The 13,400-nt window shown below is 64.8% G+C and carries 14 protein-coding genes; 12 read left to right on the top strand and 2 right to left on the bottom strand.

Features of this window, described 5'->3' with window-relative positions:
- The first annotated feature begins 52 nt into the window (after window positions 1–52).
- Window positions 53–1,231 (top strand): AI-2E family transporter, encoded by a 1,179-nt coding sequence (locus D9V29_RS05345; RefSeq protein WP_121672281.1) that lies wholly within the window; start codon window positions 53–55, stop codon window positions 1,229–1,231.
- On the opposite strand, the gene D9V29_RS05340 is transcribed toward D9V29_RS05345, so the two are convergent.
- Both D9V29_RS05340 and D9V29_RS05335 read right to left on the bottom strand, forming a co-directional pair.
- Complete coding sequence (locus D9V29_RS05340) at window positions 1,185–2,009, bottom strand: alpha/beta fold hydrolase (RefSeq protein ID WP_121672280.1); 825 nt, start codon at window positions 2,007–2,009, stop codon at window positions 1,185–1,187. The genes D9V29_RS05345 and D9V29_RS05340 overlap by 47 nt on opposite strands.
- Complete coding sequence (locus tag D9V29_RS05335) at window positions 2,006–2,701, bottom strand: lysoplasmalogenase (RefSeq protein ID WP_183084920.1); 696 nt, start codon at window positions 2,699–2,701, stop codon at window positions 2,006–2,008. The genes D9V29_RS05340 and D9V29_RS05335 overlap by 4 nt, the downstream gene beginning before the upstream one ends.
- A gap of 174 nt (window positions 2,702–2,875) precedes the next feature.
- On the opposite strand from D9V29_RS05335, the gene thrS reads away from it, so the two are divergent.
- From thrS to secF, 11 genes are all read left to right on the top strand, one after another.
- Window positions 2,876–4,798: a threonine--tRNA ligase gene (gene thrS / locus D9V29_RS05330; protein WP_220699928.1), complete on the top strand. Its 1,923-nt coding sequence runs from the start codon at window positions 2,876–2,878 to the stop codon at window positions 4,796–4,798.
- Window positions 4,786–5,379, top strand: coding sequence for an HIT family protein (locus D9V29_RS05325; protein ID WP_121672277.1), 594 nt, complete (start codon window positions 4,786–4,788; stop codon window positions 5,377–5,379). Before thrS ends, D9V29_RS05325 begins: the two co-directional genes overlap by 13 nt.
- Window positions 5,380–5,432: 53 nt before the next feature.
- On the top strand, window positions 5,433–6,335 hold the full coding sequence (gene pdxS, locus D9V29_RS05320) for a pyridoxal 5'-phosphate synthase lyase subunit PdxS (RefSeq protein ID WP_121672276.1): 903 nt from the start codon (window positions 5,433–5,435) through the stop codon (window positions 6,333–6,335).
- Window positions 6,325–6,930, top strand: a complete 606-nt coding sequence (pdxT, locus tag D9V29_RS05315; RefSeq protein WP_121672275.1) for a pyridoxal 5'-phosphate synthase glutaminase subunit PdxT — start codon at window positions 6,325–6,327, stop codon at window positions 6,928–6,930. The genes pdxS and pdxT overlap by 11 nt, the downstream gene beginning before the upstream one ends.
- 62 nt (window positions 6,931–6,992) lie before the next feature.
- Window positions 6,993–7,754: a YebC/PmpR family DNA-binding transcriptional regulator gene (locus D9V29_RS05310; protein WP_121672274.1), complete on the top strand. Its 762-nt coding sequence runs from the start codon at window positions 6,993–6,995 to the stop codon at window positions 7,752–7,754.
- Between the two features lie 3 nt (window positions 7,755–7,757).
- A complete protein-coding gene (gene ruvC, locus D9V29_RS05305) occupies window positions 7,758–8,324 on the top strand; it encodes a crossover junction endodeoxyribonuclease RuvC (RefSeq protein ID WP_121672273.1) in 567 nt (188 codons plus the stop codon).
- 67 nt (window positions 8,325–8,391) lie between these two features.
- A complete protein-coding gene (gene ruvA, locus D9V29_RS05300) occupies window positions 8,392–9,018 on the top strand; it encodes a Holliday junction branch migration protein RuvA (protein WP_121672272.1) in 627 nt (208 codons plus the stop codon).
- Window positions 9,015–10,040 (top strand): Holliday junction branch migration DNA helicase RuvB, encoded by a 1,026-nt coding sequence (ruvB, locus tag D9V29_RS05295; protein ID WP_121672271.1) that lies wholly within the window; start codon window positions 9,015–9,017, stop codon window positions 10,038–10,040. Before ruvA ends, ruvB begins: the two co-directional genes overlap by 4 nt.
- A 70-nt stretch (window positions 10,041–10,110) precedes the next feature.
- Window positions 10,111–10,527: a preprotein translocase subunit YajC gene (yajC, locus tag D9V29_RS05290; RefSeq protein ID WP_121672270.1), complete on the top strand. Its 417-nt coding sequence runs from the start codon at window positions 10,111–10,113 to the stop codon at window positions 10,525–10,527.
- A gap of 142 nt (window positions 10,528–10,669) precedes the next feature.
- Window positions 10,670–12,358, top strand: a complete 1,689-nt coding sequence (secD, locus tag D9V29_RS05285) for a protein translocase subunit SecD (RefSeq protein ID WP_121672269.1) — start codon at window positions 10,670–10,672, stop codon at window positions 12,356–12,358.
- A complete protein-coding gene (gene secF / locus D9V29_RS05280) occupies window positions 12,358–13,368 on the top strand; it encodes a protein translocase subunit SecF (protein WP_121672268.1) in 1,011 nt (336 codons plus the stop codon). The genes secD and secF overlap by 1 nt, the downstream gene beginning before the upstream one ends.
- Window positions 13,369–13,400: the final 32 nt, after the last annotated feature.

The following is a 13,400-nucleotide window of genomic DNA, read 5'->3' as shown; positions in this document are numbered from 1 at the left end:
GGTCGACCGCAACCATCCCGACCCGACTCGGTGAAGAAACTAGGCTGAGCGCATGAGCGCCGACATCGAGCCACAGCACACCACCGAGAAACCGTCACCGCGAAAGCTCTGGACAGACAGGATCGGCTACCTCGGGACACGAAGCATCCAGCTTCTCGTGATCATTCTCCTCGCCGGTGTCGTCATCTACGGGATGGTGCAACTGAAGCTCGTGGTCATCCCCGTGCTCATCGCGCTCATCGTCGCGGCAGCTGCGTCCCCCGTCATCCTCTGGCTTCGCCGGTTCATGTCCAACCTGCTCGCCGCGTGGGCAGCGCTTCTCACCGGCTTCGTGGTCTTTGGGGGAGTCGTCACCCTCATCGTCTTCGCGGTCCGCGGCCAGTCGGAAGAGCTCGCCGACTCAGCGATCCGCGGGATCGACCAGCTCCAGACCTGGCTTCTCGAGGGTCCGCTTCCGATCGATGCGCAGCAGATCGAGGATGCCAGGGACGCTGTCGTCGACTTCCTCACGAGCAGCCAGTTCGGCACTGGCGCCCTCGCCGGAGTTTCGGCAGCAGCGAACCTCGTCACAGGCCTCGTTCTCGCGATCGTCATCCTGTTCTTCTTCCTGAAGGACGGCGACGCGATGTGGCGCTTCTTCCTCAGCCCGCTTCACGGGGAACGTCTGGAACGCGGGCGCCGGATCGGGCACACCGCCGTCCGCGTCCTCGGTGGCTACGTTCGGGGGACCGCCCTCATCGCGTTCGTCGACGCGTTCTTCATCGGGCTCGGTCTCTTCATCCTCGGCGTGCCCCTCGCATTGCCGCTCACCGTCATCGTGTTCCTCGGCGGCTTCATCCCGATCGTCGGGGCGACGGCCGCAAGCATCCTCGCTGCTCTCGTTGCGCTTGTCGGAACCGAGAACGGCCCGATCGTCGCCCTCATCGTCATCGGTATTGCGGTTCTCGTGAACCAGCTCGAGGGCAACTTCCTGCAGCCGATCGTCATGGCGCAGTCGCTCAAGCTCCACCCGCTGGTCATCCTCGTCGCCCTCGCCGCCGGAACGATCCTGGGCGGAATCACCGGAGCCGTGCTCGCTGTGCCGATCACGGCCGTCGCCTGGGCGATCCTCAAGGTGTGGAACGGGCCAAACCTGCCCGTTCACAACCCTCAGACCCGCAAGGCGCAACGCAAAGCTGTACCGGCTAAGGCTGACGATTCCGCTGCGCCGGAGGCAACGACTCCCGCGTAACGTTCACGGGGGCCGTTGTCTGCTTGGCCTCGCGCGCGAAGGCAGCCAGGATCGACGCCGTCCGCTCCGGTTCAACATGCTGGACGACGTGGGCTGCGCCATCGACTTCGATCATCCGCCCGTCTCGAGCCGTCCGGGCCAGGCGAGCCGCCCATCCCCGCGGCGCGATGGGGTCCCTGCTTCCGCGAAGAACAAGAACGGGAACCGAGACGAGGGGGAGCCGCTCCTCGGTGCGGTATCCGAGCATGACCGGGAGTTCGGTGAGGTACCAGCGGATGCCGCTGCGCAGGTAATCCGTCGCGACGATCCAGTTCGCCGTCGGCGACTCCCGCAGCATGTCACGGCTCAGCCGCATCCCCTGCTGCCACGGCATCGGCGCCCGCTCGTCGACGACGGGACCGGCGAGCACCAGGCCCGCGAGCCGGTTCGGGTGCACAGCGGCGAGCTCTACGACGAACTGGGTGCCCATCGAATGGCCGACGAGAACAGCACCGTCGAGCTGTTCCGACCGCAGGAAGTCCGCGAGCAGCGCGGCTCCCTCTTCGATGGTCAACTGCCGCGGTGGGCGAGGAGCGGAACCGAAACCGGGCAGATCGACAGCGAAAACGGTCCCGTGGGCCCTGAGCTCGCCGGCCAGCCGCTCGAAGTAGCGAGAGGACACTCCGATTCCGTGGACGAGAACGAAGGTGTCCGTCCCGCCTCCCGCCACTCTTTCCCAGCGCCGGACGAGCATCGTGAGATCACCGGAGATGAAACGGCGTGGAGCGGGCAACGTCATCGTGTGTCGCTCCCGACCGCCACCGGTTCCGTGCGTCGCGCGGAGCCGAGCAGCCGCACGATCCCGATGGCGATGAAGCCCTGGCCGGAAAGATACGTGAGCATGACGAGGAAGCCGGCGACGGGAATGTCTGCGGCATCGACGAACGCGTTCACGGCGAGGATCGAGTCCGAGAGCAGGAAGAGAGCAGCACCGAGGCTCACCATCCAGCCACAGCGGGTGGCGATCGCAGCCATGGTGCAGATCACGAGTCCGTAGCCGACGACCGGCGCCAGCATCCCACCGAGGTGCGGAACGAGGATGACGAGCAGCAACGCGAACCACGCGGCGTAGACGACACTCCACACCGCCGGCTTGCCGGACCCCACGCGAGAGGAGAACAGCGCGACATAGCCCAGATGAGCGACCAGGAAGCATCCGAGTCCGATGAGGAACCAGGAGTCTCCATCGCCGAGGAGAGCAAGATCACCGAGCCAGCTGAAGAGCAGGGCGGCGAGAAGAAGGATGACACCCGACGACCTGCGGCCGCGTGAGAGCCAGAGGACCGCACCGGCGAGGAGGGGAATGAGCAGCGGCTTCGTCGCCAGCGCCAGGGGTTCGAACGATGCGAGGTGGCCGGCGAGATGCACTCCGCTCACGATCAAGAACGGGATCAGCGCTGGCAGGGGGGAACGGTTCTCGGATGGGGGCACGTCCGGGTCCTCTCGCATTCTCGGGTGCATTCACTCTAGAGGCGAGCACCCGGCTCCGGGCGGCGGCACGGGTGGCCGGGCCGACGGCGCTAAAGTTGAAGAGTCTTTCCAACAAGAGGAGCAAACCAGGTGTCTGACGGATTCGAACGATTCTCTGACCGTTCCGTTGTCGCGATGCGCGTCAACGGCGAACTGAAGGATCTCGCGACGACCCTCACGGACACCGACGAGGTCGAGGCGGTGACGATCGATTCCGCAGACGGGCTCAGCATCCTCCGCCACTCGGCCGCCCACGTCCTCGCGCAGGCTGTGCAGAAGGTCAACCCGGATGCGAAGCTCGGTATCGGTCCTCCCGTCACAGACGGTTTCTACTACGACTTCGAAGTGCCGGAGTCGTTCACGCCCGAGGACCTCAAAGCCCTGTCCAAGGAGATGGACCGGATCATCCGATCGGGCCAGCGCTTCGTGCGCCGGGTCGTCACGGACGCCGAAGCGCGTGAAGAGCTCGCGAACGAGCCGTTCAAGCTCGAACTGATCGGCCTCAAAGGCGGATCAGCGGATGGCCAGGACAACGAGAACGTCGAGGTCGGCGGCGGCGAGCTCACCATCTACGACAACGTCAACCCGAAGACAGGCGAGACGGAGTGGAAGGACCTCTGCCGCGGACCACACCTGCCGAACACCCGCATGATCGGCAACGGCTACGCCCTCACCCGGGTGGCCGCAGCGTACTGGCGCGGCTCGGAGAAAAACCCGCAGCTGCAGCGCATCTACGGAACGGCCTGGCCGACCAAGGACGAACTGCGCGCGTACCAGTCACGTCTCGAGGAGGCAGCCAAGCGCGACCACCGCAAGCTCGGCGCCGAACTCGACCTGTTCAGCTTCCCCGACGAGATCGGATCCGGCCTCGCCGTGTTCCACCCCAAGGGCGGGATCATCCGCTCCGAGATCGAAAACTACCTGCGCGAGCAGCTGATCGAGAACGACTACGAGCTCGTCAACACGCCCCACATCACGAAAGCGCAGCTGTTCGAGACCAGCGGGCACCTCAACTGGTATCGCGACGGCATGTTCCCTGCCATGCACCTCGACGAAGAGACGGATGCCGATGGCAACGTCACGAGGCAGGGCCAGGACTACTACCTCAAGCCGATGAACTGCCCGATGCACAACCTGATCTTCCGTGCACGGGGACGCAGCTATCGGGAGCTTCCCCTCCGCCTCGCGGAGTTCGGGACCGTGTACCGGTACGAGAAGAGCGGAACGCTTTCCGGCCTGACGCGCGTGCGCGGCCTCACGCAGGATGACGCCCACATCTACGTCACCCAGGACCAGATCAAGGACGAGGTGGGGCGCCAGCTCCAGTTCGTGCTCGAGACGCTCCGCGGTTACGGCCTCAACGACTTCTACCTCGAATTGTCGACGAAGGACCCCGTTAAGTTCGTCGGCAGCGATGAGATCTGGGAGAGCGCCACGCAGACACTCCGGGACGTCGCCGTCGATTCCGGGCTCGAACTCGTCGACGACCCGGGCGGAGCGGCGTTCTACGGCCCGAAGATCTCGGTGCAGGCGCGCGACGCGATCGGCAGGACCTGGCAACTCTCGACCGTGCAGCTCGACTTCAACCAGCCGGAGCTGTTCGAGCTCGAATACACGGCCGCCGACGGCACCCGCCAGCGCCCCGCGATGATCCACCGCGCACTCCTCGGGTCGGTTGAGCGGTTCTTCGCGATCCTGCTCGAACACTATGCCGGCGCCTTCCCGGTCTGGCTCTCCCCGATCCAGGCCATCGGCATCCCGGTCGCCGAGGAGTACGCTGCCTACCTCGACGACATCGCCGCGAAGCTCAAAGCCCGTGGGGTCCGGGTTCAGGTCGACCACAGCGACGACCGGATGCCGAAGAAGATCCGCACACACACCAAGGCGAAAATCCCGTTCCAGCTCATCGCCGGGGAGGACGACCGCGCCAACGGTGCGGTGAGCTTCCGATTCCGGGACGGAACCCAGCTCAACGGCATCCCCGTCGATGAGGCGATCGAGAAGATCGTCGATTCGATCTCGTCACACGCACAGGTATCGACGGCATGGCTCGACTAGGCCTCGACGACCACCGGGAACCGAACGAGCAGGACGCGCCGGTGGCGGACTCGGTGGAATCCGGGGCGCACCTCGCCGGGGTGCCGGACGAATTCCAGCGGCTGTGGACACCTCACCGTCTTGTCTACATCCAGCACGGCCAGCAACCGCACCAGGACGACTGTCCGTTCTGTCATGCACCTCAGATGAGCGACGAAGACGGCCTCATCGTCGCCAGGGGAAAACACGCCTACGTGCTGCTCAACCTGTTCCCGTACAACAGCGGTCACCTGCTCGTCTGCCCGTACCGCCACATTCCGACCTACGACCAGGCCACACCGGAAGAGGTGGCCGAGATCGGTGAACTCACCCAGACCGCCATGCGGGTCGTCCGGAGTGTGTCGAAGAATGACGGCTTCAACATCGGAATGAACCAGGGCATCGTCGCCGGCGCGGGAATCGCTGGCCACCTGCACCAGCACGTCGTGCCGCGATGGGCGCAGGACTCCAACTTCCTGCCGATCATCGCGAAGACCAAAGCGCTTCCGCAACTGCTCGGTGACGTCCGCGCGGCCATCGCAGACGCCTGGCCGGCCTCCTAGAACTCACGCGCGCGTCCGGCGTGTCCTCCAGCAACGATCTAAGATTGAGAATTATGACTAACAGCACCAGCACCGCCGAACAGGGTTCCAACCGCGTCAAGCGCGGTCTTGCAGAAATGCTCAAGGGTGGCGTCATCATGGACGTCGTCACAGCCGAGCAGGCACGCATCGCCGAAGACGCCGGAGCCGTAGCCGTCATGGCCCTCGAGCGGGTCCCGGCTGACATCCGCTCCCAAGGTGGTGTCGCCCGCATGAGTGACCCAGACCTGATCGAGTCGATCATCGCCGAGGTCTCCATCCCCGTCATGGCGAAGGCTCGCATCGGACACTTCGTCGAAGCGCAGGTGCTCCAGGCGCTCAAGGTCGACTACATCGACGAGTCAGAGGTGCTCAGCCCCGCCGACTACGTCAACCACATCGACAAGTGGAACTACGACGTTCCCTTCGTCTGCGGCGCCACCAACCTCGGTGAGGCACTTCGCCGCATCACAGAGGGTGCTGCCATGATCCGCTCGAAGGGCGAGGCCGGAACCGGCGACGTCTCCGAAGCCACCAAGCACATCCGCAAGATCAAGAGCGAGATCGCCTCGCTGTCGTCGATGTCCAGGGACGAACTGTACGTCGCTGCCAAGGAACTGCAGGCTCCGTACGAACTCGTCGCCGAGATCGCGGAAACCGGCAAGCTCCCCGTCGTCCTGTTCACCGCCGGTGGTGTCGCCACTCCGGCCGACGCAGCGATGATGATGCAGCTCGGCGCAGACGGTGTCTTCGTCGGCTCGGGCATCTTCAAGTCGGGGAACCCCGAGAAGCGTGCCGCGGCCGTGGTCAAGGCGACGACGTTCTTCGACGACCCGAAGGTCATCGCCGAGGTCTCCCGCGGTCTCGGTGAAGCAATGGTCGGCATCAACGTTTCCGACCTCGCGGCGCCGCACCGCCTTGCCGAGCGTGGCTGGTAGTCACAGGCCTCAGGTCGGCGTCCTCGCCCTCCAGGGCGACTTCCGTGAACACGCGGCGGTTCTCCGTGGGCTTGGCGCAGACGTCGTTGCCGTCCGCAGGCCGGAAGAACTCACCGACGTCGACGGCATCGTCCTCCCCGGGGGAGAGTCGAGCGTGCAGGACAAGCTGTCGCGAACGTTCGGGATGGCTGAACCGCTCAAGCAGGCCATCGCCGGCGGACTGCCCGTGTACGGGACGTGCGCCGGGCTGATTCTGCTCGCAGACAGCATCCTCGACGGCATCGCGGGTCAGCAGACTCTCGGTGGTCTCGACGTGGTGGTACGGAGAAACGCTTTCGGCTCGCAGCTCGATTCGTTCGAGACCGACATCGACATCCCGGAACTGGGGGAGGAGCCGATGCACGCGGTCTTCATCCGTGCGCCGATCGTCGAAAGCGTCGGCACGAAGGCGACCGCGATCGCGTCGCTTTCGGACGGTCGCGTCGTCGCCGTCGAACAGGGCAACCTGCTCGGCACCTCCTTCCACCCCGAGATGACCGGGGACATCCGGTTCCACGCCTACTTCCTCGAGAAGGTTCGGGCACACGCAGGCTGAACCGGCCCGATCAGCGCCCGGTGAATTAGACTGGCGCGGTTAGACATCCAGTAAGGGAGCACATGTCCGGACACTCCAAGTGGGCGACGACGAAGCACAAGAAGGCGATCACAGACTCGCGCCGTGCCAAAGCGTTCGCGAAGCTCATCAAGAACATCGAAGTCGCCGCGAAGATGGGCGGCGCAGACCTGTCAGGCAACCCGACCCTCGTCGACGCCATCCAGAAGGCGAAGAAGACGTCGGTCCCGAACGACAACATCGACCGCGCCGTCAAGCGCGGAGCGGGGCTTTCCGGTGAATCGGTCAGCTACACGACGATCATGTACGAGGGCTATGCGCAGCACGGCGTCGCCCTGCTGATCGAATGTCTCACCGACAACAAGAACCGTGCCGCGGCAGACGTCCGCACCATCATGAGCCGCAACGGCGGAACGATGGGCGACCCCGGCAGCGTCGCATACAACTTCGCGCGCAAGGGCATCGTCGTCGTCCCCGCCGCTGACACCACCGAGGACGACATCCTCGCCGCTGTGCTCGACGCCGGCGCCGAAGAAGTCGTCAACGAGGGTGAGACCTTCGAGATCATCACGGAGCCGACCGACCTCGTCGCCACCCGTCAGGCACTGCAGGACGCCGGGATCGACTACGACTCGGCCGACGCCGCTTTCGTGCCGAACCTCAAGGTCGAAGTCGACGCTGAAACCGCGCGAAAGATCTTCAAACTCATCGATGCGCTCGAGGACTCCGATGACGTCCAGAACATCTACAGCAACTACGACCTGTCGCCAGAGGTCCAGGCCGAGCTGCACGCGCAGGACGACTGACCGGTGACGCTCCGGGTGCTCGGCGTCGACCCCGGCCTGACCCGCTGCGGGATCGGAATCGTGGACGTCGAACCCAACCGGAAGGCTCGGCTCGTCCACTACACGGTCGTTCGGAGTCCGATCGACGCGACGATCGACCAGCGGCTCCTCGTGATCGGGCGCGGACTCGACGAGGCCCTCGACGAATTCCTGCCCCAGGCGGTCGCGGTGGAGCGGGTCTTCGCCCAGCACAACCTTCGCACGGTGATGGGCACCGCCCAGGTGTCAGGGCTCGCCCTGCACGCCGCCGCGAAGCGCGACCTCCGGGTCGGGCTGCACACGCCGTCCGAAGTGAAGGCCGCCGTCACCGGTTATGGTTCCGCCGACAAGAAGCAGGTGGCCACCATGGTCGCTCGTGTTCTCGGCCTCGCCGAGCCGCCGCAGCCGGCGGATGCCGCCGATGCGCTCGCCCTCGCGATCTGCCACGCGTGGCGAAACGGGGTGCAGGCGACCGGGGGAGAAACATCCGCTCTCACTCCCGCACAGCGGGCGTGGGCGAACGCCGAACGGGCCGCCCGCGGCGGTTCGTAGGCACCGCGCACCTCGCCAGACAGCGTGGCTCCACCCAACTGTCGGATGCCCCACGTAGGCTGACGGAGTGATCTCAAGCGTACGTGGAACAGTGCTCTCAGCCGTCGGCGGGAACATCGTCATCGAGGTCGGCGGGATCGGTTATGCGATCCAGGTCACCCCTGAACATGCCCTCGCATTGAGGGTCGGTGACTCGGCCTTCGTGCACACCGCATTCATCGTGCGCGAGGACGCGATGAGTCTCTTCGGCTTCGAGACCCGAGAACAACTCGCCGTCTTCGAACTGCTGACAGGTGTCACAGGCGTCGGCCCGAAGTCCGCGCTCGGCGTGCTCTCCGTTCTCGGCCCCGGTCAGATCGCCACGGCGGTCGCCGCCGAAGACGACGCCGCGTTCCGCAAGGTATCCGGTATCGGACCCAAGACCGCCAAACTCATCGTCGTCTCGCTCGCAGGCAAGCTCATCGCCCACGCCGAGCCCGCCGCCCGCCCCGCTGTGACGCCCGCTGGCGACCAGGTCGTCGTCGCCCTCGTCGGGCTCGGCTGGTCCGAGAAGATCGCCGCGTCGGCCGTCGAAGGGGTCATTGCAGCGAATCCGGATGCCGCTGCATTCCCCGTGCAGACGCTTCTGCGACTTGCCCTCGCCCAGCTCGGACCCGCCCAGCACAGTGCAGTCGCTGCGGGTGCGGAATCATGAGTGATTTCGATCTGACCGACCCCGAACCGCAGTCGGACTCCGAGCTCGTCTTCGAGGGAGCGCTCCGCCCGCAGAGCCTTGACGAGTTCGTCGGGCAGACCAAGGTCCGTGGGCAGCTCGAACTCCTGCTCAAGGCTGCAGCCATCCAGGGTCGTACCGCTGACCACATCCTGCTCTCCGGTCCTCCAGGACTCGGCAAGACGACGCTGGCCATGATCGTCGCCCATGAGAGCGACAAACCACTCCGGATGTCGAGTGGGCCGGCGATCCAGCATGCGGGTGACCTGGCTGCAGTGCTGTCGAGCCTCGTCCCTGGCGAGGTCCTCTTCATCGACGAGATCCACCGGATGGCACGCTCGGCCGAAGAGATGCTCTATCTCGCCATGGAGGACTTCCGCATCGACATCATGGTCGGCAAAGGCCAGGGCGCCACCTCCGTGCCGCTCGACCTCGCACCGTTCACCCTCGTCGGGGCGACGACGAGATCCGGAATGCTTCCCAACCCGCTCCGGGACCGCTTCGGCTTCACGGCACATCTGGAGTTCTACGACGCGCCCGAGCTCGAGCAAGTGCTGCAACGCGCGGCCCGGATGCTCAACTTCCCGATCGCCGACGACGCCCTCGCCGAGATCGCCGGCAGGTGCCGGGGCACACCGCGGATCGCGAACCGGCTGCTTCGCCGGGTGCGTGACTATGTCCTGGTGCACCGGACAGACGCAGACAAGGCATCGGTTCGTGCCGCGCTCACGCTCTACGACGTCGATGAACTCGGTCTTGACCGGCTCGACCGTGCGGTGATGGACATCATGCTCACCCGATTCGGGGGAGGGCCGGTCGGCCTCAACACCCTGGCGGTTTCCGTCGGTGAGGAAGCCGAAACGGTCGAGAGCGTCGTCGAACCGTTCCTCGTCCGGATCGGCCTCATCACGCGCACCCCGCGCGGTAGGGTTGCGACACCTCAGGCGTTTGCCCACTTCGGGGTACCCCACGCTCAGGGTTCCCTGCTGCCCGATGTTCTATAATTTGAACCTGGCCTCTCGGCCTGCTCCCTAACCTTGCGGTGAGACCACCGCGGAAGGCTTCACAAAACTCATGATTCTTGATCCACTCAGCATCGGCATGCTTGCCATCCTCGCCGTCCTCATCTTCTTCATGTTCCGCAACGGACAGAAGCGCAAGAAAGACATCGAGGAAAAGCAGACGAAGATCGTTCCTGGTGCAGAGGTGATGACGAACTTCGGTGTATTCGGCACCATCCTCAGCGTCAACGAAGAGAAGGTCCAGGTTGAAACCAGCCCCGGCAACGTTCTCACCGTGCACAAGCAGACCATCGTTCGCTTCCTCGACGAGGAAGTCGCCCCCGAGGTCGAGGAAGACGTCGTCGCGGACGACGAGCAGATCAACGAGGACCACCCGTCGTTCACGACGGAGCCTGAGTTCGGCGAGGTCGCGGACGGCACGGACACCAAGCCTGCCTCCGATTCACGTGAGAAGAACTCAGACCAGTAGTCTTCCTGAGGGGCGCGGCCGACCCGTGCCGCTCCTCTCCACTGCAACACCCTCGTAGCGCTCGTCCCATCCTCGTGTGGGACGAGCGGTCATTAGAAAGCTGAGTACGTCGTTGGCACAGTCGAAGTTGACGCCCACCCGGATGGCGGGACGTTCCCTGACCTGGCTCGGTGTGATCACCCTTGCCCTCCTCGGCATCCTTGTCGGAGGCATCATCTGGTCGAGCGCGAGCTGGGCACCGAAGCTCGCCCTCGACCTCGAGGGTGGCACGCAGATGATCCTCAAGCCGAACCTCGAGGGTGGTGAGCAGGCGACGCCCGAGCAACTCGCCCAGGCCGTTTCCATCATCCGCCAGCGCGTCGACGCGTCCGGCGTGTCCGAGGCAGAGGTCAACACCGAGGGCAACAACGTCGTCGTTTCCATCCCGGGTGAAGCCGACGAGGAGACCCGCAAGCGCATCGAAGCATCCGCGAAGCTCGAATTCCGTGCTGTCCTGGTTGCCGGCCAGCCGTCGAACACCTTCGTCGGCGAAGACGGCACCGAGACCCCGTACCCCAGCCCCGACCCTGCCCTCCCGAACACTCCGACGGCAGAACCGACCAGCCCGAGCGACCTCAGCCAGATCACCCCGGCACTCGAGGCGCAGTTCCAGGCATTCGACTGCAACGAACCCGTCGAGCCCGGTGTCGTCCAGCCTGCGGACGAACCGATCATCGCGTGTGAGGCTGACGGCAGCGTGAAGTACATCCTCGGACCCGTTGAGGTCGAGGGATCGAAGATCACCGACGCCACCAACGGCATGCGGACCACCCAGACCGGCGCGACGACCGGGGAGTGGGCGGTGAACCTCGTCTTCAACGGACAGGGAACCGACCAGTTCGCCGAGGTCACCAGTCGGCTCAACGGCCTCGAAAGCCCGCAGAACCAGTTCGCGATCGTTCTCGACAACCAGGTCATTTCGGCCCCGCAGACTCTCGCTGTGATCAGTGACGGCAAGCCCGAAATCTCCGGTAACTTCACGCAGGAGTCGTCGAAGACTCTTGCCGACCAGTTGAAGTACGGCGCACTTCCCATCAGCTTCGTGGTGCAGAGTTCCGACCAGATCTCAGCAACACTCGGCTCCAGCCAGCTCGAGATCGGAATCATCGCCGGGCTCATCGGGCTTGCGCTTGTCGCCGTCTACACCCTCTTCCAGTACCGGCTCCTCGGAACGGTGACCCTCGCGTCGCTCGTCGTCGCGGCGGTCCTCACCTACCTCGTGATCGCGATCCTCTCCTGGCGCAACGGGTACCGCTTGTCACTCGCCGGTGTCGCCGGGCTCATCGTTGCGATCGGATTCACCGCGGACTCGTTCATCGTGTACTTCGAACGTATCCGCGATGAGCTCCGTGACGGACGTGGACTGGAATCTGCGGTCGAAGCCGGCTGGAAGCGAGCGAAGCGGACGATTTACGCGTCCAAGGGCGTCAACCTGCTCGCCGCGATCGTTCTCTACGTTCTCGCCGTCGGCAACGTCAAGGGCTTCGCATTCACCCTCGGTGTGACCACCGTGATCGACGTCATCGTCGTGTTGCTCTTCACTCACCCCACCCTGCAGTTGCTGGCGCGGACGAAGTTCTTCTCCAGCGGCCACCCGCTCTCGGGCCTCGACCCCACCGCTCTCGGTGCCGTGTACCGTGGCCGCGCTCAGTTCCGCCAGCCGGTCGACGTGTCGAAAACCAAAGCAGCAAAGTCCAGCCGTGAGGCAACAAAGCGCCAGACCATCGCGGAGCGCAAGCAGGCCGAGCTCATCGCCGCTGGCGGAAGCACGAGCCAGGAGAAGGATTCCTAATGGCAAGCCTGACCACTTTCGGCAACGACCTCTACACGGGGAAACGATCCTTCAACTTTGTGGGCAACCGCAGGGTCTGGTTCACCGTCGCCATTCTTCTCGTCCTGGCATCGATCCTCGTGCCCGTCGTCAAGGGCGGATTCAACCTGAGCTTCGAGTTCACCGGCGGGTCGCAGTTCACGGTGTCACCCGTGGCCTCCGCCGATCAGGACCTGGCGACGGATGCTGTTGCAAGCGTCGTCCCTGACGCGGTCTCCAAGGTCAGCACCGTCGGAGACGACTCGGTGCGGATCCAGACCAACCAGCTGACGAGCGATGAGACCAACGACGTGACCGCGGCTCTCGCCGAGGCGTTCGACGTCGAGGAGAATGCCGTTGCCACCTCGTTCATCGGCGCGTCCTGGGGTCAGGACGTCACCCGTCAGGCGATCACCGGGCTCGTCATCTTCCTCGCTCTCGCTTTCATCACCATGGCGCTGTACTTCCGCACCTGGAAGATGTCCGCGGCGGCGATGCTCGGTCTGCTCGACGTCCTCGTCATCTCGCTCGGCGTGTACGCGCTCAGTGGCTTCGAGGTCAGCCCGGCGGCGGTGATCGGATTCCTCACCATTCTCGGATACTCCCTCTACGACACCGTCGTCGTCTTCGACAAGATCCGCGAGAACACAACCGAGGACGGTGACAACTCTCCGAGGACCTTCGGAGAGTCCGTGAACCTCGCCGTCAACCAGACGCTCGTGCGGTCGATCAACACGTCCGTCGTCGCCGCGCTGCCCGTGGCATCCATCCTCGTCATCGGGAACTTCGTTCTCGGAGCCGAGACGCTCCGTGACATCTCGCTGTCCCTCTTCGTCGGTATCCTCATCGCGACGTACTCGACGATCTTTGTCGCTGCGCCGTTGTATGCGCTGTTCCGCCAGAACGAGCCTGAGATCAGGAAGCGCGACGAGAGGATCCTCGAGGCACGCAAGCGCTCCACGGAATCACCCGTCGTCGCTCCAGCGGTCTGAATCGCGTCCGCCACGCGGGATAATGGAGAGAG

The organism is Mycetocola manganoxydans (assembly GCF_003667545.1).
Classification (GTDB): domain Bacteria; phylum Actinomycetota; class Actinomycetes; order Actinomycetales; family Microbacteriaceae; genus Mycetocola_A; species Mycetocola_A manganoxydans.
Note: the sequence above shows the minus strand (reverse complement) of the source record. Positions and strands in the feature narration are given on the sequence as shown.

Bases quoted from the DNA above. Each gene is read 5' to 3' on its own strand.
- D9V29_RS05345 (WP_121672281.1), top strand. From the start codon at position 53: ATGAGCGCCGACATCGAGCCACAGCACACCACCGAGAAACCGTCACCG.
- D9V29_RS05340 (WP_121672280.1), bottom strand. From the start codon at position 2,009: ATGACGTTGCCCGCTCCACGCCGTTTCATCTCCGGTGATCTCACGATG.
- thrS (WP_220699928.1), top strand. From the start codon at position 2,876: ATGCGCGTCAACGGCGAACTGAAGGATCTCGCGACGACCCTCACGGAC.
- D9V29_RS05325 (WP_121672277.1), top strand. From the start codon at position 4,786: ATGGCTCGACTAGGCCTCGACGACCACCGGGAACCGAACGAGCAGGAC.
- pdxS (WP_121672276.1), top strand. From the start codon at position 5,433: ATGACTAACAGCACCAGCACCGCCGAACAGGGTTCCAACCGCGTCAAG.
- D9V29_RS05310 (WP_121672274.1), top strand. From the start codon at position 6,993: ATGTCCGGACACTCCAAGTGGGCGACGACGAAGCACAAGAAGGCGATC.
- ruvB (WP_121672271.1), top strand. From the start codon at position 9,015: ATGAGTGATTTCGATCTGACCGACCCCGAACCGCAGTCGGACTCCGAG.
- yajC (WP_121672270.1), top strand. From the start codon at position 10,111: ATGATTCTTGATCCACTCAGCATCGGCATGCTTGCCATCCTCGCCGTC.
- secD (WP_121672269.1), top strand. From the start codon at position 10,670: ATGGCGGGACGTTCCCTGACCTGGCTCGGTGTGATCACCCTTGCCCTC.
- secF (WP_121672268.1), top strand. From the start codon at position 12,358: ATGGCAAGCCTGACCACTTTCGGCAACGACCTCTACACGGGGAAACGA.